At 70.0% G+C, this 24,486-nt stretch carries 22 protein-coding genes and 1 pseudogene; 13 read left to right on the top strand and 10 right to left on the bottom strand.

Features of this window, described 5'->3' with window-relative positions; genetic code table 11:
- Positions 1 to 140 (bottom strand): annotated as a pseudogene (locus tag EV662_RS18380) (UDP-glucose 6-dehydrogenase); the annotation flags it as partial.
- A 204-nt stretch (positions 141 to 344) separates the two neighbouring features.
- On the opposite strand from EV662_RS18380, the gene EV662_RS18375 reads away from it, so the two are divergent.
- The gene (locus EV662_RS18375; RefSeq protein ID WP_165915652.1) at positions 345 to 1,373 is read left to right on the top strand and encodes an AbrB family transcriptional regulator; all 1,029 of its coding nucleotides are present in this window, start codon (positions 345 to 347) and stop codon (positions 1,371 to 1,373) included.
- A gap of 3 nt (positions 1,374 to 1,376) precedes the next feature.
- Here EV662_RS18375 and EV662_RS18370 read toward each other — a convergent pair whose 3' ends face one another.
- Positions 1,377 to 2,582, bottom strand: coding sequence for a M24 family metallopeptidase (locus EV662_RS18370; RefSeq protein WP_132466014.1), 1,206 nt, complete (start codon positions 2,580 to 2,582; stop codon positions 1,377 to 1,379).
- Positions 2,583 to 2,792: 210 nt separating this feature from the next.
- On the opposite strand from EV662_RS18370, the gene EV662_RS18365 reads away from it, so the two are divergent.
- The 8 genes from EV662_RS18365 to EV662_RS18330 all read left to right on the top strand — a co-directional run bounded on the left by EV662_RS18365 (position 2,793) and on the right by EV662_RS18330 (position 11,137).
- Positions 2,793 to 3,737, top strand: coding sequence for an ABC transporter permease (locus EV662_RS18365; RefSeq protein WP_132466011.1), 945 nt, complete (start codon positions 2,793 to 2,795; stop codon positions 3,735 to 3,737).
- Complete coding sequence (locus tag EV662_RS18360) at positions 3,734 to 4,555, top strand: ABC transporter permease (RefSeq protein WP_132466008.1); 822 nt, start codon at positions 3,734 to 3,736, stop codon at positions 4,553 to 4,555. Before EV662_RS18365 ends, EV662_RS18360 begins: the two co-directional genes overlap by 4 nt.
- Complete coding sequence (locus EV662_RS18355) at positions 4,552 to 6,123, top strand: ABC transporter ATP-binding protein (RefSeq protein ID WP_132466006.1); 1,572 nt, start codon at positions 4,552 to 4,554, stop codon at positions 6,121 to 6,123. The genes EV662_RS18360 and EV662_RS18355 overlap by 4 nt, the downstream gene beginning before the upstream one ends.
- Complete coding sequence (locus tag EV662_RS18350) at positions 6,120 to 7,583, top strand: aldehyde dehydrogenase family protein (protein ID WP_132466003.1); 1,464 nt, start codon at positions 6,120 to 6,122, stop codon at positions 7,581 to 7,583. Before EV662_RS18355 ends, EV662_RS18350 begins: the two co-directional genes overlap by 4 nt.
- Complete coding sequence (locus EV662_RS18345) at positions 7,576 to 8,697, top strand: glycosyltransferase family protein (protein ID WP_132466001.1); 1,122 nt, start codon at positions 7,576 to 7,578, stop codon at positions 8,695 to 8,697. Before EV662_RS18350 ends, EV662_RS18345 begins: the two co-directional genes overlap by 8 nt.
- A gap of 28 nt (positions 8,698 to 8,725) precedes the next feature.
- Positions 8,726 to 9,466, top strand: coding sequence for an SDR family oxidoreductase (locus EV662_RS18340; protein ID WP_132465998.1), 741 nt, complete (start codon positions 8,726 to 8,728; stop codon positions 9,464 to 9,466).
- A gap of 78 nt (positions 9,467 to 9,544) precedes the next feature.
- Complete coding sequence (locus EV662_RS18335; protein ID WP_132465994.1) at positions 9,545 to 10,543, top strand: P1 family peptidase; 999 nt, start codon at positions 9,545 to 9,547, stop codon at positions 10,541 to 10,543.
- Between the two features lie 36 nt (positions 10,544 to 10,579).
- A complete protein-coding gene (locus EV662_RS18330) occupies positions 10,580 to 11,137 on the top strand; it encodes a hypothetical protein (RefSeq protein ID WP_132465992.1) in 558 nt (185 codons plus the stop codon).
- 112 nt (positions 11,138 to 11,249) lie between these two features.
- Here the strand turns inward: EV662_RS18330 and EV662_RS18325 are convergent, their stop codons facing one another.
- A complete protein-coding gene (locus EV662_RS18325) occupies positions 11,250 to 12,050 on the bottom strand; it encodes an alpha/beta hydrolase (RefSeq protein ID WP_132466035.1) in 801 nt (266 codons plus the stop codon).
- A 71-nt stretch (positions 12,051 to 12,121) separates the two neighbouring features.
- On the opposite strand from EV662_RS18325, the gene EV662_RS18320 reads away from it, so the two are divergent.
- Positions 12,122 to 13,594 carry an NAD-dependent succinate-semialdehyde dehydrogenase gene (locus EV662_RS18320; RefSeq protein WP_132465989.1) on the top strand — a complete coding sequence of 491 codons (1,473 nt, stop codon included), beginning with the start codon at positions 12,122 to 12,124 and terminating at the stop codon, positions 13,592 to 13,594.
- Between the two features lie 17 nt (positions 13,595 to 13,611).
- Here the strand turns inward: EV662_RS18320 and EV662_RS18315 are convergent, their stop codons facing one another.
- Positions 13,612 to 14,046 carry a globin domain-containing protein gene (locus tag EV662_RS18315; protein ID WP_132465987.1) on the bottom strand — a complete coding sequence of 145 codons (435 nt, stop codon included), beginning with the start codon at positions 14,044 to 14,046 and terminating at the stop codon, positions 13,612 to 13,614.
- A 314-nt stretch (positions 14,047 to 14,360) separates the two neighbouring features.
- On the opposite strand from EV662_RS18315, the gene EV662_RS18310 reads away from it, so the two are divergent.
- On the top strand, positions 14,361 to 16,295 hold the full coding sequence (locus tag EV662_RS18310; RefSeq protein WP_132465983.1) for an elongation factor G: 1,935 nt from the start codon (positions 14,361 to 14,363) through the stop codon (positions 16,293 to 16,295).
- Between the two features lie 220 nt (positions 16,296 to 16,515).
- Here EV662_RS18310 and EV662_RS18305 read toward each other — a convergent pair whose 3' ends face one another.
- From EV662_RS18305 to EV662_RS18280, 6 genes are all read right to left on the bottom strand, one after another.
- Positions 16,516 to 17,016: an Hsp20 family protein gene (locus tag EV662_RS18305; RefSeq protein ID WP_132465981.1), complete on the bottom strand. Its 501-nt coding sequence runs from the start codon at positions 17,014 to 17,016 to the stop codon at positions 16,516 to 16,518.
- A gap of 137 nt (positions 17,017 to 17,153) precedes the next feature.
- The gene (locus EV662_RS18300) at positions 17,154 to 17,966 is read right to left on the bottom strand and encodes a trypsin-like serine peptidase (RefSeq protein ID WP_132465978.1); all 813 of its coding nucleotides are present in this window, start codon (positions 17,964 to 17,966) and stop codon (positions 17,154 to 17,156) included.
- Between the two features lie 4 nt (positions 17,967 to 17,970).
- Positions 17,971 to 18,801, bottom strand: coding sequence for a trypsin-like serine peptidase (locus EV662_RS18295; protein WP_243695905.1), 831 nt, complete (start codon positions 18,799 to 18,801; stop codon positions 17,971 to 17,973).
- Between the two features lie 63 nt (positions 18,802 to 18,864).
- On the bottom strand, positions 18,865 to 20,151 hold the full coding sequence (gene glcF, locus EV662_RS18290; protein WP_132465976.1) for a glycolate oxidase subunit GlcF: 1,287 nt from the start codon (positions 20,149 to 20,151) through the stop codon (positions 18,865 to 18,867).
- A gap of 4 nt (positions 20,152 to 20,155) precedes the next feature.
- Positions 20,156 to 21,355, bottom strand: coding sequence for an FAD-binding protein (locus EV662_RS18285; protein WP_132465974.1), 1,200 nt, complete (start codon positions 21,353 to 21,355; stop codon positions 20,156 to 20,158).
- A 76-nt stretch (positions 21,356 to 21,431) separates the two neighbouring features.
- Positions 21,432 to 22,865 (bottom strand): FAD-linked oxidase C-terminal domain-containing protein, encoded by a 1,434-nt coding sequence (locus tag EV662_RS18280; RefSeq protein WP_132465972.1) that lies wholly within the window; start codon positions 22,863 to 22,865, stop codon positions 21,432 to 21,434.
- Positions 22,866 to 22,953: 88 nt separating this feature from the next.
- Between EV662_RS18280 and EV662_RS18275 the strand changes: the two genes are divergently transcribed.
- Positions 22,954 to 23,673 (top strand): DUF599 domain-containing protein, encoded by a 720-nt coding sequence (locus EV662_RS18275; protein ID WP_132465970.1) that lies wholly within the window; start codon positions 22,954 to 22,956, stop codon positions 23,671 to 23,673.
- A gap of 70 nt (positions 23,674 to 23,743) precedes the next feature.
- The gene (locus EV662_RS18270) at positions 23,744 to 24,349 is read left to right on the top strand and encodes a hypothetical protein (RefSeq protein ID WP_243695904.1); all 606 of its coding nucleotides are present in this window, start codon (positions 23,744 to 23,746) and stop codon (positions 24,347 to 24,349) included.
- Positions 24,350 to 24,486: the final 137 nt, after the last annotated feature.

Here is a 24,486-nt window from a genome sequence, read left to right as displayed (position 1 = left end):
TAGATCGGCACCTCGCCGCGCTCCAGCATGTCCAGCTTGCGCGGGTCCTTGTCCACGCAGACCACCTCGTGGCCGAAGTCCGAGAAACACACACCAGAGACCAGCCCGACATAGCCCGTCCCGACCATCGCAATCTTCATATCAAATCTCCCTAATGGGCGTCGGGCATGGCGATGCGACAGCACCGGGCCCAAGTCAACACACCTTGCACCCGAAGGGTTACCCCCGTGCGCCCCGTGCAACGGCCGGGCTGCGGCGAATTGACATTCGCGGGGGGCCTGCGATTCATGGGCAGCGGGCGCCCCGGCGCTCGCCCGCCTGTCCCGCTGCTTTCCGGAACCTTCATGGTCCCTGCGCTTCTCACCCTCGCGGCCGGCGCCGCCGGCGCCATCCTGGCCACGCTTGCCGGTGTGCCGGCGCCGTTCCTGACCGGGCCGGCATTGACCGTGACGCTTCTGGCACTGGCCGGCGTTCCGGTGACGATGCCCGCGCGGCTGCGCGATGCGTGTTTCCTACTGATCGGGGTCAACATGGGCGCGGGCGTCACCCCCGAGGCGGTCGCCACCGCCGCGCGCTGGCCGCTCAGCCTCGCACTTCTGGCTGTCGCGGTGCTGGCGATCCTGTGGTTCGGCGCGCGCCTGCTGGAACGGCTGTTCGGCTTCGACCGGATGAGCGCGCTTCTGACCGCGACGCCGGGGCATCTCAGCTATGTGCTCAGCTTGTCCACCGATGTCAGGGCCGACCTGCCACGGGTGACGATGATCCAGACGCTACGGGTGCTGTCGCTGACGCTGATCGTGCCCTTCGTCGCGCCGCTCTTGGGCCATGGCGACCTGCCCGGCCTGCCTGCCCTGCCGCCGGCGATGCCGCTGACGGTGCTGGGGCCGTTGATCGTGCTCTCGCTTCTGTGCGGGGTGGCATTCCAGCGCCTCAAGGTGCCCGCGGCGCTCTTGCTGGGGGGCATGGCACTGTCGGGGCTGGGGCACGCGACGGGCGCGATATCGGGGTCGGTGCCCGCCTGGCTGTCGATCCCCGCCTTTACCGTGATGGGCACGCTGATCGGTGCGCGCTTCTCGGGTATCACGCCGCGCATGGTCTGGCAGTCGCTGGGGGCCTCCAGCCTTCTGACGGTGTTCGCCGCCGCGGTGTCGCTGGCCGCAGCGGCGCTGGTTTCGATGACGCTCGGCCTGCCGATGCTGACCGCGCTGATCGCCTTTGCCCCCGGCGGGCTGGAAACGATGATGGCGATGTCGCTCCTGCTGGACGCCGACCCCGCCTATGTTGCGGCCCATCACGTGTTCCGGCTGCTGGTGCTGACCGTCGCGCTGCCCGTCATCGTCGCCCGGACCCGCGCGCTGATGGACCGGCGCTAAGCCTCAGCCAACCACGTTGAAATCGGGCCCATAGGGATAGCCGGTGATGGTCTCGGCCCCGTCCCCGGTCACGATCAGGATGTCGTGTTCGCGGTATCCGCCCGCGCCGGGCTGTCCCTGAGGGATCGTCAGCATCGGTTCCATCGAGATCACCATGCCGGGTTCCAGCACCGTGTCGATATCCTCGCGCAGCTCCAGCCCCGCCTCGCGCCCATAGTAATGCGACAGCACCCCGAAAGAATGGCCATAACCGAAGCTGCGGTATTGCAGCAGGTCGCGCGCGGCGAGGAAATCGTTGATCGCGTGGGTCACCTCGGCGCAACTCACCCCCGGCTTCAACAGCGACATGCCGTATTCATGGGCGGCGACGTTCGCCTCCCAAACACGCAGGCTGGCCGCGTCCACCTCGGCCACGAACATCGTCCGTTCCAGCGCCGTGTAATAGCCCGAGATCATCGGGAAGGTGTTCAGCGACAGGATATCGCCCCGCTGCAACGCCCGCGCGGTCACCGGGTTATGCGCCCCGTCGGTGTTCAGCCCCGACTGGAACCAGACCCATGTGTCGCGATATTCGGCATCGGGGAAACGGCGCGCGATTTCCAGTTCCATCGCGTCGCGGCCGGCCATGGCAACGTCGATCTCGCGCGTGCCCTCGCGCACCGCCTCGCGGATCGCGTAACCGCCCACATCGGCCACCGCCGCCCCGGCGCGGATCAACGCGATCTCGGCCGGGCTCTTGCGCATCCGCTGCTGCATCGAGGCGGGGGCGATATCCACCGTTTCGCGAGGGCCGAGGAACGCATCCAGCTTCGCCTTCTGCGCCAGCGTCAGGTGGTCGCCCTCGTAGCCGACGGCGCGCCCCTGCCCGGCCACATGGGCCACCGCACGCCAGAAATTGTCGCGCTGCCAGTCGGTATAGGTGATGTTGTCGGTCGCGCAACGCCGCCAGGGCTGGCCCGCGTCGATCCCCGCGCTGATCGTCACCGCCTCCGAGGCCGTCACGACCAGCCCGTAGGGCCGCCCGAAGCTGCAATAGAGAAAGCCCGAGTAATAGGCGATCGCGTGCATCGAGGTCAGAACCGCCACCTCTGCGCCGGTGGCGTCCATCGCCGAACGCAGGCCCATCAGGCGGGTGTCGTACTCGTCCTGCGAGAAGGGCAGCGGGGCCTTGTCGCCGTTGTGAAAGCGGAAAAAGTCGGGTCGGGTCATCGAAACCTCCGAGCGGTCGGCCCGGGGCGGCCGGGCCAAGTGGGGTCCCGGCGTTCAGGAGACAGGGCGGGGTGCCCGGGCCATGGGGGCGCTTACCCCCGCGGCGACGCCATCGCCACGCGGCCCGCGCGGGATATTACGCCAAACGCGCGGCCCGGCAAGCGGGCAAATCCTCTGGCGCGATGGGGGGCGCTTGCCTAGGCTCGCCCCATGCTGCGTTATGCTTTCAGGCGCCTTCTTTCGCTCGGGCTCAGCCTTCTGGCCGCGAGCGTCGTGATCTTCGCCGTGATCGAGGTGATCCCGGGCGACCCGGCCGCCTACATGCTGGGGCTGAACGCCGACCCGGCGGCGGTGGCGGCGCTCAGGGACGAGCTGGGCCTGACCGGCTCGCCGCTGGCCCGCTATCTCGACTGGCTGGGCGGCATGCTGACCGGGGATTTCGGCCGGTCCTATACCTATCGCGTGCCGGTGGCCGACCTCGTGGCGCAGCGGTTGTGGGTATCGCTGCCGCTGGCCGCCTATGCGCTGACGCTCTCGACGGCGATCGCCCTGCCCGCGGGCCTTTGGGCCGCAGCGCGGCGGGGCGGGCCGGTGGATTTCGGCGTGATGGGGGCGACGCAGCTGGGCATCGCGGTGCCGAATTTCTGGTTCGCGATGCTGCTGGTGCTGGTTTTCGCGGTGAAGCTCAACTGGTTCTCCGCAGGTGGCTTCCCCGGCTGGGAGGCGGGCCTCGTGCCCGGCCTCAAGGCGCTGACCCTGCCGGCGGTGGCGCTGGCCCTGCCGCAGGCCGCAATCCTCGCCCGGGTGATGCGCTCGGCGCTGATCGAGACGTTGGGCCAGGACTATATTCGCAGCGCGCGCGCCAAGGGGCTGACCCGCGGACAGGCGATCCGACGCCACGCCTTCCGCAACGCGCTGATCCCGGTGCTGACCATCCTCGGGCTGCAATTCTCGTTCCTGATCGCGGGCGCGATCATCATCGAGAACGTGTTCTTCCTGCCGGGCCTGGGGCGACTGATCTTCCAGGCGATCACCCAGCGCGACCTGGTCGTGGTCGAAAGCATGGTGATGCTGCTGGTCTTTGCCGTGATCCTCGTCACCTTCCTCGTCGACCTGGCCTATGCCGCCGTCGACCCCCGGCTGAGGCGGCGATGACGGGGCGCGTGCAGTTGGTCATCGGGGGGGCACTTTCGGCGGTATTCCTCGTTGCCGCCGCCGTCTCGCTGGTCTGGGTGCCCCATGACGTGGCCGCGCTGAACATCGCCGACCGGCTGCGCCCACCCGGCGGCGCCTACCCCCTTGGCACCGACCAGTTCGGCCGCGACCTCTTGTCGATGCTGATGGTTGGCGCGCGGTCCTCGATCGCGGTGGCGCTGGTCGCGGTCGGGATCGGCATGGGGCTGGGGGTGCCCCTGGGGCTGCTCGCCGCGGCCAATCGGGGCGGTTGGCTGGACGAGCTGGTGATGCGGATGAACGACCTGATCTTCGCCTTTCCGGCGCTGGTCATCGCCATCCTCATCACCGCCGTTTTCGGCCCCTCGGCGGTCAACGCGATCCTTGCCATCGGCATCTTCAACATCCCCGTCTTCGCCCGCGTCACCCGCGGCGCCGCACTCAGCCTGTGGACGCTGGACTACATCCTCGCGGCCCGCGTGGCGGGAAAGGGCGCGGCCCGGATCAGCGTGGAACATATCCTGCCCAACATCGCCAACCTGTTGATCGTGCAAGGTTCCATCCAGTTCAGCCTTGGCATCCTCGCCGAGGCGGGCATGTCCTACGTCGGCCTCGGCGCGCAACCCCCGACGCCCAGCTGGGGCCGCATGCTGGCCGAGGCGCAGACCATGATCTACACCGCGCCCGCGCTGGCGATCCTGCCGGGGCTGTGCATCGTCCTGCTGGTGCTGGGGCTGAACCTGATGGGCGACGGGTTGCGCGACGCGCTGGACCCCCGCCTGCGGAGGGCGGCCCGATGATCGTGCTGGACCGGCTTACGGTGGCGATCCACGACACCCCGATCCTGCGCGGCGTCTCGCTGGAAATCGAGCGGGGCCGGATCGTCGGGCTGGTGGGCGAAAGCGGCTCGGGCAAATCGATGACGGCGCTGGCGCTGATGGGCCTGCTGCCCCATGGCGCCCAGGTCACGGGCCGCGTGTTGCTGGACGGCACCGACCTTTTGACCCTGTCCGAGCCCCGGATGTGCGCCATCCGCGGGCGTCAGTTGGCGATGATCTTCCAGGAGCCGATGACCGCGCTGAACCCGGTGCAGACCATAGGCGACCAGGTGGCCGAGACACTGGTGATCCATGGCGCGGCTTCGCGCACCGAGGCCCTGCGCGAGGCCCGCAAGCGACTGGACCGGGTCGGCCTGCCCGCCGAGCGCTTCCCCCTGTCGCGTTACCCGCACCAGCTTTCGGGCGGGCAGCGCCAACGCGTCTGCATCGCCATGGCCATCGCGCTGCGCCCGCAACTCTTGATCGCGGACGAACCCACCACCGCGCTCGATGTCACCACGCAGGCGCAGATCCTCGACCTGCTGCGCGGGCTGGTCGAGGAAGAGGGCATGGGCCTGATGCTGATTACCCATGACCTTGCCGTGGTCTCGGGCATGGCCGACCGGCTGGCGGTCATGCGGACGGGCGAGATCGTGGAACAGGGGCCCACCGCCGAGGTGCTGCGCGGGCGCCGCCATCCCTATACCCACGCCCTGTTCGAGGCCTCGGCCCACCAGCCCGAAAGTCAAGCCAGCGCAACCGAGACGCCGCTCTTGCAGGTACGGGGCGCCATCCGCGACTATCCCGTGGCCCGCACCCGCCTGTTCCACCGCTCGCCCCCGTTCCGCGCGGTCAACGGCGTCAGCTTCGACATCGCCCGTGGCGAAAGCGTGGGGCTGGTGGGCGAATCCGGTTGCGGCAAGTCCACGCTGACCCGCGCGATCCTGGGCCTCGATCCCCTCCAGGGCGGCGAAATCCGGCTGGACGGTCAGGCGGTGCGCGCGGGCGAACGCATGCCCGTCACCCTGCGGCGCAAGATGAACGTGGTCTTCCAGGACCCGTATGGCAGCTTCAACCCCCGCCACCGCGTCGGCAGGCTGATCGCCGAACCCTTTCACCTGACCGGGCGCCCGGCCGATGCCGACGCCCGCATCGCGGAGGCCTTGACCTCGGTCGGCCTGTCCCCCGAGGACCGCCACAAGTTCATCCACGAGTTTTCCGGCGGCCAGCGCCAGCGCATCGCCATCGCACGCGCGCTGATCACCCGCCCCGAACTGATCGTGCTGGACGAGGCGGTGTCGGCCCTCGATGTGCGGGTGCGCGCGCAAATCCTCGACCTGCTGGCCGATCTGCGCGCGCGGTTCGCCCTCGCCTACCTCTTCATCAGCCACGATTTGCACGTGGTGCGCGCGATCACCGACCGGGTTCTGGTTATGCGGGCGGGTGACATCGTCGAGGAAGGCCCCACCGAAAAGGTGCTGCGCGCCCCCGCCCATCCCTATACCAAGGCGTTGATGGCCGCCGCGCCCGAACTGAAGGTGCCCGCATGACCAACGATGTGATCCGCGATCTCTGGTTTCCCACCGATCGCTGCTTTGTCGCCGGGCACTGGACGCCGCCCATGTCCGGCCAGACCCTGCCCATCGAGAACCCCTCGACCGGCGAGACCATCGGCGAAATCGCCCGCGGGCAGGCCGCCGATATCGACGCCGCCATCGCCGCCGCCCAGGATGCCCGGACAGGCGCCTGGGGCCGCACCACCGCCGCCGAGCGGGGCCGTATCCTTGCCCGGATCGGCCAGTTCGTGCGCGGCCGGGCCGATGAACTGGCCGCGATCGAGGCGACCGACGTGGGCAAGCCGCTGACGCAGGCCCGCGCCGACGCGATGGCGCTGGCCCGCTACATGGAATTCTACGGCGGTGCCGCCGACAAGGTGATGGGCCAGACCATCCCCTATCTCGAGGGCTACACGGTCTACACCCTCCGCGAACCCCACGGGGTGACGGGCCACATCATCCCGTGGAATTACCCGATGCAGATCATCGGCCGGTCCGTGGGGGCCGCCCTGGCGATGGGCAATGCCGTCGTGCTGAAACCCGCCGAAGAGGCCTGCCTGACCGCGCTGGCCTTCGCCAAGCTGGCCGAAGAGGCGGGCCTGCCACCGGGCGCGCTGAACGTGGTGCCGGGTCTTGGCGAAGAGGCGGGTGCCGCGCTGACGGCGCATCCGGGCGTCAACCATATCAGCTTCACCGGGTCGCTCGCGGTGGGCCGGCTGGTGCAGGCGGCCGCGGCGCAGAACGTGGTGCCGGTCACGCTGGAACTGGGCGGGAAATCGCCCCAGCTGGTCTTTGCCGATGCCGATCTGGACGCCGCCCTGCCCTTCCTGGTGAACGCGGGTATCCAGAACGCGGGGCAAACCTGCTCGGCGTCATCGCGCATCCTGGTCCAGCGGCCCGTCTATGACGAGGTGCTGGCCCGCATGGCCGAGCGATACCGCGCGCTGAGGGTCGGCCCGGCGATGGACGACCTGAACCTGGGTCCGCTGATCTCGGCCCGCCAGAAAGAGATCGTCGCCGGGTTCCTGGCGCAGGGCGCGGACCTGGACACCGCCGCCGAGGGCACGATCCTGGACACCGCGCCCACGGGTGGGCATTATGTCGCGCCGCGCCTGCTGGCGGGCGTGCCTCCGGCGCACAGGCTGGCGCAGGAAGAGATCTTCGGCCCCGTGCAGGCCTTGATCCCCTTCGAAGACGAGGACGAGGCCACCGAAATCGCCAATGGCACGGGCTATGGCCTTGTCGCATCGGTCTGGTCGCGCGACGGTGGGCGGCAGATGCGGCTGGCCCGCAGTTTGCAGGCCGGGCAGGTCTTCATCAACAATTACGGCGCGGGCGGCGGTGTGGAACTGCCCTTCGGCGGCACCGGGCTGTCGGGCCATGGCCGCGAAAAGGGGTTCGAGGCGCTTTACGGGTTTTCCACGGTCAAGACGGTGGCCGCACGGCATGGATAAGACGGTGACGATGACAACGACACGGCCCGGCATCGGGACCCTTGCGACGGCCGACCTGGGCGACACGCCGTTGCGCCGGGCCGATATCGTGCCGCACGACGCGGGGCAGACGGCGCCGGATTCGCGTTATGACCGCACCACGTTGTGGTATGACGCGTTCTGGGATGCCGGGCGGATCACAATGGTCGCACCGCCGTTGCTGAACCTGCGGCAGGCGCTGAACGAAGCCGAAATCCGGGTCGACGGCACGCCTGTCCGGCCCAGATACCGCAACCGCCGCGCCCGCTACGAGGTCCTCGACCTGCCCGCCCCAAGCCCGGCCGCCCGGATCGAGATCGCGGGCCCCGATTGGCGGATCGAAACCGGCGTAAGCCATGTGGACCGCGAGGTCTTTGCCGGGCGCAACGTGATCGTGACCATCTCGCGCGACAACGACCTGGACTGGATCGGCGATTTCGCCCGCTACCACCGCAAGACCCAAGGCGCCGAGGCGATCCTGTTCATCGACAACGGCTCGACCCGCTATGGCCCGGACGAGATCGTCGACGTGCTGGGCGCGGCGGGGCTGGACGGGCTGGTGCTGCCGGCGCCCCTGCCCTATGGGCCGATGCTGAAACGCGGCGCGCACCGGCACGCGGCCAAGTTTCTTCGCACCGCGATGCTGAACCTCGCGCGGCTGCGGTTCCTGGCCACCGCCCGCGCGATTCTCAACATCGATATCGACGAGCTGGTCTGGTCCGAAGGGCAAAGCGTGTTCGACATGGCGGTTCGCAATCCGCTGGGCATCGCGGTCTTTACCGGCCGGTGGCGCCTGCCCGGCCCGTCGGCCAAGCCGCCGTTCCGCCATCGCGACCATGTCTGGCGCAGCGTCGAGGACCATCCCTGCCCGACGAAATACGCCGTCGCCCCGGGGCGACTGGCCGGGCGGATGAACTGGGACGTGCACCGCATCGGCCCAGCGGCGCTGAGGCGGTTCTGGCAACGCAGTGACGCCGGCTATTGGCACTGCGCCGCGATCAATACCGGCTGGAAATACACCGCGCGCCTGGCCCGCGTCGGTGAGATTCGCGACGAGCGGGTGGCCGCCGATTTGGCGGCGGCGCTTGCGCGGTGATTGTGGCCCATCACGGGAGGCGACGACAATGAGGCTGGCGGGAAAGACGGCAATCGTGACGGGGGGCGGTTCGGGCTTTGGCGCGGGGATCGTGCGCAGGTTCGCCGCCGAGGGGGCACGGGTGATGGTGGCCGACATCAACGCGGACGCCGCCCGCGCCGTCGCGGACGAGGTCGGCGGCATCGCGCAGGCGGTCGACGTGGCCGATGACGCCTCGGTCGGCGAGATGGCGCGCGCGGCGCTGGCGGCCTTCGGGCGGCTGGACATCCTGGTGAACAATGCCGGCATCACCCACATGCCCAAGCCGATGGAGGAGGTCACGGAAGCGGAATTCGACCGGGTTCTGGCGGTCAACGCCAAGTCGGTCTTCCTGACCGCGCGCCATCTGGTGCCGCAGTTCAAGGCCAATGGCGCGGGCGCGATCCTGAACGTGGCCTCGACCGCGGGGCTGTCGCCGCGGCCGCGGCTGAACTGGTACAACGCGTCCAAGGGCTGGATGATCACCGCGACCAGGGCGATGGCGGTGGAACTGGCCCCAGCGGACGTGCGGGTCAACGCGCTGTGTCCCGTCGCGGGCGAGACGCCGCTGCTGAAGAGTTTCCTGGGCGAAGACACGCCCGAGATGCGGGCGAAGTTCCTGGCGACGATCCCCCTGGGGCGGTTTTCCACACCCGAGGACATGGGCAACGCGGCCTGTTTCCTGTGTTCGGACGAGGCGTCGATGATCACCGGGGTCGCGCTGGAGGTGGATGGCGGGCGCTGTATCTGAGGGAGCGGGGGCGCTGCCCCCGTCGCCGCGGGGCGGCGACTCCCCCGGGATATTTGCAGCCAGAAGAAGGGGCGGGGCATGCGGCCGGGACCGAGAAACCTGATCACCGATATTGCCGGGCTGCGGGTGGGGCAGGCCCATGACGTGCGGATCAAGACCGGGGTCAGCGTTCTGGTCGGCGCGGCGCCTTTCGTGGCGGGCGTTCACGTGATGGGCGGCGCGCCGGGCACGCGCGAGACCGACCTGCTGGCGCCCGACCGGCTGGTGCAGGAGGTGGACGCGCTGGTTCTGGCGGGGGGCTCGGCCTTTGGTCTGGATGCGGCCTCGGGCGTGGCGGACGGTTTGCGCGCGATGGGGCGGGGTTTCGAGGTGGGGGGCCAGCGGGTGCCCATCGTGCCCGGCGCGATCCTGTTCGACCTGCTGAATGGCGGCGACAAGGATTGGGAAGATAACCCGTACAAAAAGCTGGGAAGTTCCGCGCTTTCCGCCGTCGCGGAGGAGTTCGCCCTGGGCAGTGCGGGGGCGGGGTTCGGGGCGACGACGGCGGACCTGAAGGGGGGGCTGGGCTCGGCCTCGGTGGTGTTGGACAGCGGGATCACCGTGGGCGCGTTGGTCGCGGTGAACGCGGTGGGCTCGGCGGTGATGGGGGGCGGGCCGGAATTCTGGGCCGCGCCGTTCGAAATCGGCACTGAATTCGGGGGCTTGGGGGTCGGCCGGCAAGACCCGGCGACGGTGCCGCGGACCAAGCTGACGGGGCGGGCCACGACCATCGCCATCGTGGCGACCGATGCCGCCCTGACCCAGGCGCAGGCGACGCGGTTGGCGGTGGCCGCGCATGACGGGATCGCGCGGGCGCTGGTGCCAAGTCACACGCTGTTCGACGGCGACCTGGTCTTTGCGGCGGCGACGGGGGCGCGGCCGCTGGGCGATCCGGACCGCGATTCCCTGTTGCTGGGACATGCCGCAAGTTGTTGTTTGGCAAGGGCGATTGCGCGTGGTGTGTATCACGCGACACCGGCGCCGGGCGATCCGTTACCCTGTTGGCAGGCGCGGTTTGAGCGGCGGGGAGGCGGGTGATAGGCTGCGCCGTGATACAACCCTGAAGGACGCCCCATGAAACGCCTGACCCTTTCCGCCCTGATCGCCCTGGCCGCCCCTGCGGCGCTGGCCGACGATGTCACCGACACGCTGCAAAGCGCCATCGAGGCCTATGAATCGGGTGACGTGAAATACGCCCTGGAAGAGATCGCCTATGCCCAGCAATTGCTGCAGGCGATGAAGGCCGAGGGGCTGACCGGGTTCCTGCCACCGGCGCCCGACGGCTGGACCCGCGAGGTGGAAACCGATATGAATCAAGGACTTGCCATGATGGGCGGCGGCACGGGGGCCGAGGCGACCTATGCCGGGGACGGGCAGAGTTTCACCGTCACGCTGATGGCCGACAACCCGATGGTGGCCGCGATGGCGGCGATGTTCGGCAACCCGATGCTGATGGGCACGGCCGGAGAGATCGTGCGGGTGGGGCGGCAGAAATTCGTCGACCAGGACGGTGAATTGACGGCGCTGGTGGACAACCGAATTCTGATCCAGGCCAGCGGGGCGGGGCGGGATGCGATGCTGCCGGTGCTGGAAAAGATCGACTTTGACGGGCTGTCGGGATTCGGCCGATAGGGTCGGATTCCGCGATATGAATCGCATATGAATTCCATATGAATCCCATATGAATCCCATATGACTTTTATATGCGCTTTCGCTGCATCGCAGCGACGCGCGGGGCGCGGTGTCAGCCCCCCGCGCCGGGGCCGATGACCGCCTCGGTCAGGGGGCTGTCGGGGCGGGTCAGCCCCTCGATCACGTCGAAATGGTGCAGGCCTGGGGCGATGTGCAGATCGGTGCCCGGCCAGGCCTCGGCCAGCCAGCGCGCCTGGTCGAGGAAGACCGGGCGTTCGTCGGCGCCCACCCAGACGGTGACCGGAACGCCGAGGCGCGGCGCGTGGCAGACCGGGCTTTCGGCGCGGGCGGCGGCGTCGTCCAGGCGGAAGCTGTCGTTCATCCGGGTGCGCAGCAGCGGGCGCAGGTCCGACACCGGCGAGATCGGCACCACGCGGGCGAGGCGTTCGGCCACGGCCCGGGGCAAGCCGACATCGGCGCACAGCATCCGCGCCACCAGATGCCCGCCCGCGGAATGGCCGGCCAGCGCCAGCGGCCCGGGCACCAGCCGCGCCATGACCGGCAGCGCGGCGGCGATATCGGCGGTGATGGCGGCGATGGGCACCTCGGGGGCCAGCCGGTAGGAGGGCATCGCCACCGCCCAGCCGCGGGCCAGCGGCCCGGCCGCCAGGTGCGACCAGACCGACTTGTCGAAGCGCAGCCAATAGCCGCCATGGACGAACACCGCCAGCCCAAGCGCCCGCCCCGCGGGCAGGAAGATGTCGAAGCGCTGGCGCGGGTGGTCGCCATAGGGCAGGTCGGTTTCGCCGCGCGCGCCGGCCCGGAACGCGGCCGCCGCGGCGGCCCAGCGCGGCGGGTAGGCGTCGGCGCCCGCAATGTGCGCGGCATTGGCATAGGCGTCGTCCCAGTCGATCCCGCCCTCGTCACTGGACATTTCCCCGCCCTCCGTGTTTGCCTGCGCCCGAACGGAAGGGAGGATGACCGATGCCCGCAAGCGATCTCAAGAGCCTTCTGAGGGATTCCGACCTGCTGGTGACGCAGGCCCATGTCGGCGGCCGGTGGATCGACGCCGATGACGGCGCGACGTTCGAGGTGGTGAACCCGGCCACCGGCAAGGTGATCTGCACCGTGCCCGACCTGACCCGCGCCGAAACCGCCCGCGCGATCGAGGCCGCGCATGTCGCGCAAAAGGACTGGGCCGCGAAGACCGCCAAGGAACGCGCGAACATCCTGCGCCGCTGGTTCGACCTGATGATGGCCGCGCAAGAGGACCTGGCAGTGATCCTGACCGCCGAGATGGGCAAGCCGATGAGCGAATCCCGCGGCGAGATCGCCTATGGCGCGTCGTTCATCGAGTGGTTCGCCGAAGAGGCCAAGCGCATCTATGGCGAGACGATCCCGGGCCACCAGGCCGACAAGCGGCTGACCGTGATCCGCCAGCCGATCGGGGTGACGGCGGCGATCACGCCGTGGAACTTTCCCAACGCGATGATCACCCGCAAGGCGGGCCCGGCGCTGGCGGCGGGCTGTTCGATGGTGATCAAGCCCGCGGGCGAGACGCCGCTTTCGGCGCTGGCCATGGCGGTGCTGGCCGAGCGCGCGGGTGTGCCCAAGGGGGTGCTGTCGGTGGTGACATCGTCGCGGTCGTCGGAGATCGGCCGCGAGTTCTGCGAAAATCCGACCGTGCGCAAGATCACCTTTACCGGGTCGACCGAGGTGGGGCGCATCCTGCTGAAGCAGGCTGCCGAACAGGTGATGAAATGTTCGATGGAACTGGGCGGGAACGCGCCCTTCATCGTGTTCGACGACGCCGATCTGGATGCCGCCGTCGAGGGCGCCATCGCCTGCAAGTTCCGCAACAACGGCCAGACCTGCGTCTGCGCCAACCGCCTGTATGTGCAGGCGGGCGTTTATGACGCCTTCGCCGAGAAACTGGCCGCGGCGGTGGCGCGGTTGCGTGTGGGCGACGGGCTGGACGACGGCACCGACCTTGGCCCGCTGATTTCCGACGACGCGCTGGCCAAGGTCGAGGAGCATATCGCCGACGCCACCGCCAAGGGCGCGCAGGTGCTGTCGGGCGGCCAGCGGCACGCCCGCGGCGGCACGTTCTTTGAACCCACCGTGGTCACCGGCGCCACGCAGGAGATGCAGTTCGCCTGCGAGGAGACCTTTGGCCCCGTCGCGCCCCTGTTCCGGTTCGAGACCGAGGACGACGTGATCGCGATGGCGAACGACACGATCTTCGGGCTGGCGTCCTATTTCTATGCCCGCGACCTGAGCCGGGTCTACAAGGTGGCCGAGGCGCTGGAATACGGGATCGTGGGGGTGAATACCGGCATCATCTCGACCGAGGTGGCGCCCTTTGGCGGTGTCAAGCAATCGGGGCTGGGCCGCGAGGGCAGCCGGCACGGCATGGAGGATTACCTGGAGATGAAATACATCTGCATGTCGGTCTGAGCGGGGCCCCCGGGCCCTCAGGCGGTGCCGGTTTCGGCCAGCGCGCAGGGATCGGGGGCGATCTCCATCATTTCCAGCACCTGCGCATAGGCCGATTGCCACGCGATGCGCATTTCATCGGTGCAGGCGGGGCCGTAGAAATCGGCCAGCGCCAGGTCGAAGGCCCGTTGGCCCAGCATCATGTGGGCGTGCCGCACCCGCCGGTTGGCATGCACGCGGCCCAGATGCGCCGCCGTGGCCGCCAGCCTGTCGCGGTCGCCAAGCACCCCCACGACCATGGCCAGCGCCGCCATCAGCATGCGTTTCTGCCTGTGAAGGTCGCGCCGGAACAGGGCGCGCGTCTCGGGCGCGAGGTCGAACAGGTGCTGGTAAAAGAAGTCGGCAAAGCGCCCCTTGGCCGCAAAGATCGGCCCCGCGCTTTCGACGACGATTTTCCGGGCGCGCGCTTCCATCGTATCTCCGCCTAATCAGAACAGGGTCACGTTGCACGCCGCCCGTTAACGGGGGATGAACCCGGCCTGCGACACCCCGGCCCGCACGGCCCCCGTGGTGCGTCCCGATGACCCCAGATTTGCCTTGACCGGGCCTGACGTTAACGGGGAACATCGGGGCAGACGGGACAGCGGCCCGGCGCCTTCGGCGGCCGCACCCGACGGCCGGGGCAGGCCGACGAAACGGCCTCCGGTCCGGGCGCAGCACATCGGCCGGCGCGCAGGGCACGCGAGCCATAACCCGTGCCACGCGACCGATCGGAGGATGTCATTCCATGCGCTGTTTCACGATCCTGGGCCCCTCGCAGGCGGGCAAGTCGACCCTGCTGAAAGCCCTGAGCGAACTGGACGGGCGCCCCGTCACCGCCCGGTTCACCGACGCCCTGACGGTCAGCCAGTTCACCTACCTGGGCGAACCCTGGGCGGGCTTCGACATCGCGGGCGGGCCCGATTACCTGGGCCATGCGGGCGAGGCGCTGGCCGCCAGCGACGCCGCGATCCTGTGCGTGCCGCCCGAACCCGACGCCGCGGTGCTGGCCGCGCCCTATCTGCGGCTGGTGGAACAATCCGACGTGCCCTGCTTCGTCTTCATCAACAAGATGGACCAGGACGAGGCCCGCATCCGCGACATCGTCGGCGCCCTGCAGGCCTATGCCAACCACCATATCGTGCTGCGCCAGGCGCCGATCCGCGACGCGGACGGCCACGTGGTGGGCGCGGTCGACCTGATCTCGGAACGCGCGTTCCAGTACCAGGAGGGCCAGCCCTCGAAACTGATCGAGATCCCCGACGACCTGCATGACCGCGAACAGGAGGCCCGCGCCGAGCTGCTGGAACACCTGGCCGATTTCGACGACCACCTGATGGAACAGCTGATCGAGGACCGCGCGCCGCCCACCGAAGAGGTCTACAAGGTGCTGGCCGAGGCCCATCGCGACAACGCGGTGATGGCCGCCTACCTGGGCGCGGCCAGCCACGGCAACGGCCTGACCCGGCTGATGAAGGCGCTGCGCCACGAGGCCCCGGGGATGGAGGCGATCGGGCTGCGCCTCGGCGTCGCGGCGCCGCTGGCCATCGGGGTGGCGGGCGACACGAAGAAACATGTCGGCAAGTCCACCCTGATCCGGGCGCTGGGCAGCCCGGTGCAGCATGGCAGCCCGCTGGCCGGCGGCACCATCGGCAACCTGGCCGGGATCGACGGCAAGCCGGTGCCCGAACCGCTGGACCCCGGCACGCTGGCCGTGGCGGTGAAGTCGGATCACCTGGAGCCGGGCTTTGCCTATACCGCGACAGAGGCCGAGGAACTGCCCGGCTGGACCCGCGGCCGCCCGCCCGCCTATGCGCGCGTGCTGGTGCCCGCGAACGAACGCGACGACGTGCGGCTGTCGGCGGCGCTGGCCCGGATCGCGGCCGCCGACCCGGGGATGGAGCTGACCCAGGACAGCGAAACGGGCCACCTGGTCGCGCGGCTTCAGGGGCCGATCCACATGCGCCGGGTGCTGGCCAAGCTGGCCGAGGATTTCGGCATCGAGGCCAGCGAACATCCCGTGTCGGGCATCTACCGCGAAACCATCACCCGAACCGTCGAAACCCATCACCGCCACCGCAAGCAGACCGGCGGCGCGGGGCAGTTCGCCGATGTGCAACTGACGATCCGGCCCCAGGGCCGCGGCGCGGGCTTTGCCTTCGACGACACGGTGAAGGGCGGCGCGGTGCCCAAGAACTATATCCCCGCGGTCGAGGCCGGCGCGCGCGAGGCGATGGAACAGGGGCCGCTGGGCTTTCCGGTGGTCGATGTGGCGGTGACGCTGACCGACGGCAAACCCCACGCGGTCGACAGTTCCGACCACGCCTTCCGCACCGCGGCCAAGACCGGCGTGCGCGAGGCCCTGGAAAAGGCCGGTGCCGTGGTGCTGCAGCCGGTCGAGCGGGTGGCGATCCACGTGCCCACGGTCTATTCCGGCGCGCTGGTGGCGCTGGCCGGCAGCCTCAAGGGGCAGGTGCTGGGCTTCGAGCCGCACGGGCAGGCCCGCGGCTGGGACGTGTTCCAGGCCCTGCTGCCCGCGGCCGCCAAGGAGGACCTGTTCCAGGCGCTGGGCGGGCTGACCCACGGCACGGCCTGGTTCGAAAGCCGGTTCGACCATTACGAGGAATTGCACGGCAAGGATGCCGACCGCATCCGCGAGGCGCGCGCGGCGGAACTGGCCTGAGACCCGCGCCGCAGGATGGCCGATCCACCGACTTCGGCAGTCCGGTTCTTCTTCTTGGCTGAAATACCCCTGGGGGTCTGGGGGGCGGCGCCCCCCAGCCGGTCGCCCCGGCGACAGCCGGGGCGAAACCAAAGGCCCCCCCGACCGACGGCCCCGAACGCAAAAGGCGCGCGGAACCTGCCCGCGCGCCTCGTCTTTTCGGCCGGTCCGGCCGGGCGGGTCAGACCGCCGCGCCCTCGCCCGTCGCCGTCTCCTGCTCCGGCGTCTCCTCGGCGCGGGCCTCGATGGCCCGCCGCCCGCCCGCCGCGATCTCGATCCGGCGGGGTTTCAGCGCCTCGGGCACCTCGCGCAGCAGGTCCACGTGCAGCATGCCGTCGGCATGGCTCGCCCCGGTCACCCGCACATGGTCGGCCAGCGCGAAGCGGCGCTCGAAGGCGCGGGTCGCGATGCCGCGGTGCAGGTAGGTGCGCCCGGTTTCCTCGGGGGCCTTGCGCGCCGCGATCACCAGCGCGTTCTCCTTGACCTCGACCGACAGCTCGTCGGCGGCGAAGCCTGCCACGGCGATCGAGATGCGATAGCCGTTCTCGCCGGTCTTCTCGATGTTGTAGGGCGGATAGCTGGGCTGGGTCAGGTCATTGGCCAGCAGCCGGTCCATCATGTCGGCCACCCGGTCAAAGCCCACGGTGGCGCGGTAAAGCGGTCCGAAATCATAGTGTCGCATGTCGTTCATCCTCGTCTGAGCGATGTTTCGAATGCCCTCCCGATGGTGGGACGGGCAGGTTTCGCGGACCCGTTGCGGCGCCCGCGGAGCGAATCTGGGAACCGGGAAAAACGGTTTCAAGACCCGGGCCGGGGGTCTCAGGGGCGCACGAAGCGGGCGCCGATATCGCGCCCCCCGCCCCCGGCGGGCAGGCGGCGGGCCGTGACCCCCTCGGCGGGGAAGACGCCGCGCCCGGCGCGCAGCGCCGCGCGCAAGCTGTCCAGCGCCTCGGCCGCGTCGGTGCCGAAGGCCACCGTTTCGCCCCCCTCGCGGTTGCCCGCCGAAACGATCGACACGATCCGCGCCCGCCCCGACGAGTTTTCGAACACCGGCGCGCCCGACGAGCCGAACCAGACATCGCAGGAAAACGCGTAGAGCCCTTGCGCCCGCTCGATCACCGTGCAGCCGCGTTGCCAGGACAGCGCGTTCTCGCGCCCGCGGGCATAGGACACCACGCTGACCGTCCCGTCCTTGCCCACCGCGCGGCCCGCGGCAAAGGGTGCGGCGACGGCCGCAGGAATCGCCCGGGCCAGTTGCACCAGCGCCGCGTCGGCCCGCAGCCGGGCCATCGCGTCGGGATCATCGGGGCGGTAGCCCTCGTGGATCACCGCGCGGCGGCCCGCGACCGCGGCGATGGCGGTGCCGTCCGACAGCCCCGCGCGAAAGGTCAGCCGCGCCGGGTCGACGCGCTGACCGGCGCGGTCGAACAGGCAATGGGCCGCGGTCAGCACAAGGTCGGGCGCGACCAAGACACCGGTGCAGAACCCGCCGCCCGCCTGGTCCAGCCGGCCCACCGCCTCCCAGCCCAGAAGGTCGGCGCGCTGGCCCAGCCGGCGCAGCCCGGTATCGGACGCCGCGGGCAGCGGCGCCAGCAGCAGAAGGGCAAGAAACGCGAGACCGGGCCAGCGCATGGGCTCAGGGCCTGACGAACTTGGCGCCGCCGCCCGCGCGCGCGCCGCCCTGGCCGAAGCGGTGCAGCGGCGGCGCGGTGTCGCCGATCACGCCCTCGCCCGACGCCAGCCGCGCCCGGAGCAGGTCGAGCGTGTCGCCCAGCGCGGTGCCCAGCGCGACCTTGCGGCTGGACATCTCGGCCTTGGCCGAGACCACCGACACGATGCGCGGCACCCCGTCCTCGACCCGGAACACCGGCGCGCCCGAGGCGCCGAAATCGACATCGCAGGACATCAGCACCACACCGGGCCGCCCGGCCAGCACCTGGCACACCTCTTGCAGCGAGGGCGCCTCGGACCGGCCCAGGGCGTAGGACACCACGCCCACCTCGTCGCCCTTGCGCGGTTTGCCCGCGGTGGCGAAGGGGGCCAGGCCCGGCTGCCGGATCGGCCGGTCCAGCTGCAACAGGGCCAGGTCATGGGCGACCCGCGCCATGGTCGGATCGTCGCCGAAATCATACGCGGGGTGCACGATGGCGCGGCTCAGCTTGCGATAGGCTTCGGCCCGGCCATTGCGCCAGCCGGCGCGGAATTCCATGGCTGCCAGCGGGACGGGCGCGCCCGACAGCTTGTCGAACAGGCAATGCGCGGCGGTCAGAACCAGGTCGGGGGCGATCAGCGCGCCGGTACAGAACCCCTCGCCGCCCAGGTCCAGCCGCCCGACCGCCTCCCAGCCCTTGGCGGCGTCACCGGTGGCCAGGCTGCGCAGCGGCATGTCGGCCGCCGCGGCAAGGCCCGCGAACAGGGTCAGGACCATCCCGGCCAGCGCCGGAAGACAAGGCAAGCGCAATCGCATGGCGCCCGCCTATCAGGCCGACGCGGCAAGAATATGGCCGCGCCCGCCGGACCCGCCCGGCGGTCAGCCCGCGCCCAGCGCGCGGGGCCGCGGCCCGCCGGTGGCCCAGTCCAGCAATTCCACCGTGTGGACCACCGGCACCTCGGTGCCCGAGCCGATCTGCATCATGCAGCCGATATTGCCCGTGGCGATCACCTGGGGGTCCTTCGCTTCCAGCGTGCGCACCTTGCGGTCCTTCAGCTTGGCGGAGATCTCGGGTTGCAGCAGGTTATAGGTGCCCGCCGAACCACAGCACAGGTGCGAATCCGCGGGTTCCACCACCTCGAAGCCCGCGCGTTTCAGCAAGTCCTTGGGCGCGGTCTTGACCTGCTGGCCGTGCTGCAACGAACAGGCGGCGTGATAGGCGACCCGCAGGCCCCCCGCGCCTGCCGGCAGGTCCAGCCGGGCCAGCAGTTCGGACACATCCATCGCGCGATCCGCCACCGCCTGCGCCTGGTCGGCCAGCGGATCGTTGCGGAACATGTGGCCGTAATCCTTGACCGTCGTGCCGCAACCGCTGGTGTTGATGACGATGGCATCCAGCCCCTCACCCGCGATCTCGGCGCCCCAGGCGCGGATGTTGCGGGCGGCCATGGCGTGGCTGTCCTGTTCACGCCCCATGTGATGGGTCAGCGCCCCGCAACAGCCCATGCCGCGCGCGATCACCACCTCGCAGCCCAGCCGCCGCAGCAGCCGGATCGTGGCGTCGTTGATATCGGTGTCCAGCGCCCGCTGCGCGCAACCCGTCAACAGCGCCACCCGCATCTTGCGCGCGCCCTGCGCCGGGAAGACCTGCGGCGCGTCGTTCGGGCTGGGCTTGGGCAGGGTCTCGGGCACCATCGCCAGCATCGCCTTGGTCCGCGCATCGGGCAGCAGGGCGGCGACGGGCTTGCCGATCTTTGCGGCCCGCATCGCCAGCCGGAACCGCGCCGGGTAGGGCAGGACATGGGCCAGCACCCAGCGCAGCGCCCGGTCGGTAAAGGGCCGCTTGTAGGTCTTTTCGATATGGGCGCGGGCATGGTCGACCAGGTGCATGTAATGCACCCCCGAGGGGCAGGTGGTCATGCAGGCCAGGCAGGACAGGCAGCGGTCGATATGCTTGACGGTCTTTTCGTCCGCGGGCCGGTCATTCTCCAGCATGTCCTTGATCAGGTAGATCCGGCCGCGCGGGGAATCGAGTTCGTCGCCCAGCACCTGGTAGGTCGGGCAGGTCGCGGTGCAGAACCCGCAGTGGACACAGGCGCGCAGGATCTCGTTCGCGCGTGCGATGCCGGGGTCCTGCAACTGCTCTTCGGTGAAATTCGTCTGCATCGGCTCAGCCCATCAAACCGGGGTTCAGGATACCGCGCGGATCGAACTGCGCGCGCAGGCCACGGGCCAGCGCGGCCAGCGGCGCGGGCTCGGGCTGGAACACGCTCACCTCGGCGCGCAAGGCCGCGGGCCCCTTGACCAGCGTGGCGTGCCCCCCGCCCAGTTCCGGGTCGGCCATCGCCTGTTGCAGGTCGCGGTGGAACCGGACCGCCCCCGCGGGCGCGTCATCGGCGCCATAGCGCGGCGCATACTCGGCCGCCTGCGCCTCGGTCATGCCGATCCAGCACAGCCCGCCGGCCCAGTCCAGCAACCGGTCGAACCGGGCGGTCCGGTCCAGATCGGCCATGAAGCCCCTGCGCATCGCGCCCGGCGCCATCGATACCCGCCAGACATAGGGGTGATCGGCCAGCGCCTCGGCATCGCGGATCGCGCGCCACAGCGCCGCGTTCGCCTCGGCCCCGGTCTCGACCGTCACCTCGCCCAGATCGCCCAGCAGGTCGGTGAGCCGCCCGGCGCGATAGCCGACCGAGCCGGAAAACCCCTCCAGCCGCAGATGCACCGCGCCCGCCCCGGGGGCCCAGGCCGCCCCCGATACCTCGAAGGGGCTTTTCATCGCGCGGGTCATCGCGTCGAAGGCCGGCCCGCTGTCCGCGACATGCAGGGTCAGCGTCGCCACGCTTTCGGGCGCGGGCAGCACCTTGAAGGCCACCTCGGTCAACACGCCCAACGTGCCGCGGCTGCCCGCCATCAGCTTGACCAGGTCATAGCCGGTGACGTTCTTCATCACCCGGCCCCCGTTGCGCAGCACCTGCCCGCGCCCGTCGACGAACCGCACCCCGATCAGCGCATCGCGGCAGGCGCCCGCCTGGATGCGCCGCGGCCCCGAAACATTCGCCGCCACCACGCCGCCGATCGTCGGGTCGCCCCCGGTGCCCAGCAGCCCGCGGTGATCCATCGGCTCGAAAGCCAGGCGCTGCCCCTCGGCGGCCAGCACGCGCTCGACCTCGGCCAGGGGCGTGCCCGCCTTGACCACCAGCGTCAAGGCGCCCGGTTCATACAACTCCACCCCCGCCAGCCCCGCCACGGACAGCGCCGTGCCGTCCACGGGCCGGCCCACGCCCCGCGTGCCGCCGCCCAGGATCCTCAGCGGCCCCTCGGCCGCCGCCACTGCCTCGGCCAGGTCGGCCTCTGTTCCGGGTGTCATCATCTTTTTCTTGGTCCAAATACTCCGGGGGTGAATTGTCCGCAGGACAAGAGGGGGCAGCGCCCCCTGCCCTGCCCTACCCTGCCCGCCGCGCCGCCGTCGCCGCCAACGGGAACACCTTGGCTGGGTTCAACAGCCATTTCGGATCGAACACGTCCTTCACCCGCAGCTGCGCCTCGATATCGGCGGGATCGAACTGAACGTTCATCAGGTCGCGCTTCTCGATGCCCACGCCATGCTCGCCGGTCAGGCAACCGCCCACCTCGACGCACAGCTTCAGGATATCCGCGCCGAACGCCTCGCAACGCTCCAGGTCGCCGGGCTTGTTCGCGTCGAACAGGATCAAGGGGTGCATGTTGCCGTCGCCCGCGTGGAACACGTTGGCCACCCCCAGCCCGTAGTCCTGCGACATCTCGCCGATCCGGCGCAGCACCAGCGGCAGGGCCGAGACCGGGATCGTGCCGTCCAGGCACATGTAATCGTTGATCTGCCCCATCGCGCCGAAGGCCGATTTCCGGCCCAGCCAGATCCGCGCGCTTTCCTCGGCCGAGCCGCTTTCGCGCAATTCCACCGGGTCATGCTTGCGCGCGATCTGCAGGATCACGCCCAGCTGTTCGTCGATCTCGGCCGCGCTGCCCTCGACCTCGACGATCAACAGCGCCTCGCAATCGGGATAGCCGGCGCCCGCGAAGGCCTCGGTCGCGCGGATGCAGGGGCGGTCCATGAACTCGATCGCCACGGGCAGGACGCCCGCCTTGATGATGTCGGCGACGCAGGCCCCGGCCACCTCGGAGCTGTCGAAGCCCATCAGAACGGGCCGCGCGCCCTCGGGTTTCGGCAGGATGCGCAGGGTCGCCTCGGTCACCACGCCCAGCTGGCCCTCGGACCCGCAGATCAGCCCCAGCCAGTCATAGCCGCCCGCATCCATGTAGGCGCCGCCGATCTCGACCACGGTGCCGTCCATCTGCACCAGGGTCACCCCCAGCAGGTTGTTCGTCGTCACCCCGTATTTCAGGCAATGCGCCCCGCCCGAGTTCATCGCGATATTGCCCGCGATGGCGCAGGCCAGCTGCGAGGACGGGTCGGGGGCATAGAAGAATCCCTCCTCCTCCACCGCGCCGGTGACGGACAGGTTCGTGCGCCCGGTCTGCACCCGGATGAAACGGTTGTCGTAATCGACCTCCAGCACCTCGGTCAGGCGCGACACGCCCAGGATCACGCTGTCAGCGGTCGGCATCGCGCCACCCGCCAGCGACGTGCCCGACCCGCGCGGCACGACCGGCACGCCCTCTTCGTGGCAGATGCGCAGCACCGCGGCCACCTCGTCGGTCGTGGCGGGCAGGACGGCGGCCAGCGGCGGGCAGCGATAGGCGGTCAGCGCATCGCATTCATAGGCCCGCGTCTCGGCAGGGTCGTGGATCACCGCGCCCTCGGGCAAGGCCGCCCTCAGCCGCCCCACCACATGCGCTTTCTTCGCGATGACCGCCGCGTTCGGGACGGGCATGTCCATGGGCGCCTCTCCTCCACTGAATTGGTCAAGAATTATAACCAATATTGCCATCTGGCAAGCGCTTTCCCTTGCGGCTAGGCTCACGGCCATGGAACTTTTCGACCGGATCGCGTTCTTTACCCCGCTGGATGGCGCCGCGCTGGCCGTCTGGGTCGCGGCCTGGATCGGGATCGGCTGGCGGATCGAGAACCCGTCGCCCGCCCGGCCGTCGGTCTCGGTGCTGATGACGCGCTATCGCCGCGAATGGATGCGCCACCTGGTCACCCGCCAGCCGCGCATCTTCGACGCCAATATCCTGTCGACGCTGCGCCAGGGCACGACCTTCTTCGCCTCGGCCTCGATGATCATCATCGGCGGCGGGCTGGCGCTGATCGGCAATACCGAACGCCTGTTGGGGCTGGCCGAGGACCTGACGCTGGACACCGCGCCGTCCGTGGTGTGGGAGCTGAAGATCCTGGCGATCCTGCTGTTCGTGGCCAATGCCTTTCTGAAATTCGTCTGGTCGCACCGGCTGTTCGGCTATTGCGCGGTGATGATGGCCGCCGTGCCGAACGACCCTGCGGACCCCGACGCCCAGCCCCGCGCCGCCCAGGCCGCCGAGATCAACATCACCGCCGCGCGCAGCTTCAACCGGGGCATGCGCTCGCTTTACTTCGCCTTGGCGGGGCTGGCCTGGCTGTTGGGGGCGGTGCCGCTGATCCTGTCGGCGGCGCTGACCGTCTGGGTGCTGTGGCGGCGGGAATTCGCCTCGAACTCGCGCCGCGCGCTGATGACGGAACCGGACAGGGCCACGCGCCCCGGTGCATAGCGTCTCGACAGGGGCGCGGGTCCGGGCTAGCCCTGAAGGCGGAACGGAACAGCACGGCACGGCAGACCCGGTGAGCAGGATCGCGAATTTCGCCCCCGTCGCGGCCCTTGTCGCAACGCTCGCGCTGGGCGCCTGCGGTGGCGGCACGGCGCCGGGCGGCTATGGCCCGCCGCCGCCCGAGCCCGCCGAGATCGACGCGCTGGCCCGCGATATCGCGGCGCTTGGCCCCGGTGTCGACCCCGAGGAGGCCGCGCGCGCGGCGCAGATCGCCCATACCCATGCCCGGCAGCTGGCACAGGACTACCGCGTGTCCGACCCGCCGATCATCCACAACACCAAGGTCAACATGGGCCTGCGCGAGCGCGGGCTGTGCTATCAGTGGGCCGACGACATGCAGGCCCGCCTGGCGCAAGAGGCGTTCCGCACGCTGCAGCTGTATCGCGCGATCTCGCCCGGCGACCGGCTGTTCCGCATCGACCATTCCACCGTGATCCTCGCCCGCCGGGGCGACCCGATGGAGCGGGGCGTGGTGCTGGACCCCTGGCGGGCGGGGGGCGACCTGTTCTGGTCGCCGGTCACGGAGGACCCGAAATACAGCTGGCGCCCGCGCGCCGAGGTGCTGGCGGCCCGCGCCGCCCGGCTGGACAGCACGGCCTCGGCGCAGAACGGGCGCTAGGGGCGCCAGGCGGCACGCGGGGTGGGGGGGGCGCTGCCCCCCGTCCTGCGGACTCCCCCCGGGATATTTGAAGCCAGAAGAAGGGCCGGGGTCTTTTCCCGGAGGATCACTCGGCCGGGGCGAAACCGGGGACGGGC

Origin of the sequence: Rhodovulum marinum (assembly GCF_004343075.1) — a bacterium.
In the GTDB taxonomy this organism is placed as follows: domain Bacteria; phylum Pseudomonadota; class Alphaproteobacteria; order Rhodobacterales; family Rhodobacteraceae; genus Rhodovulum; species Rhodovulum marinum.
This window is presented reverse-complemented; position numbering and strand designations above follow the sequence as displayed.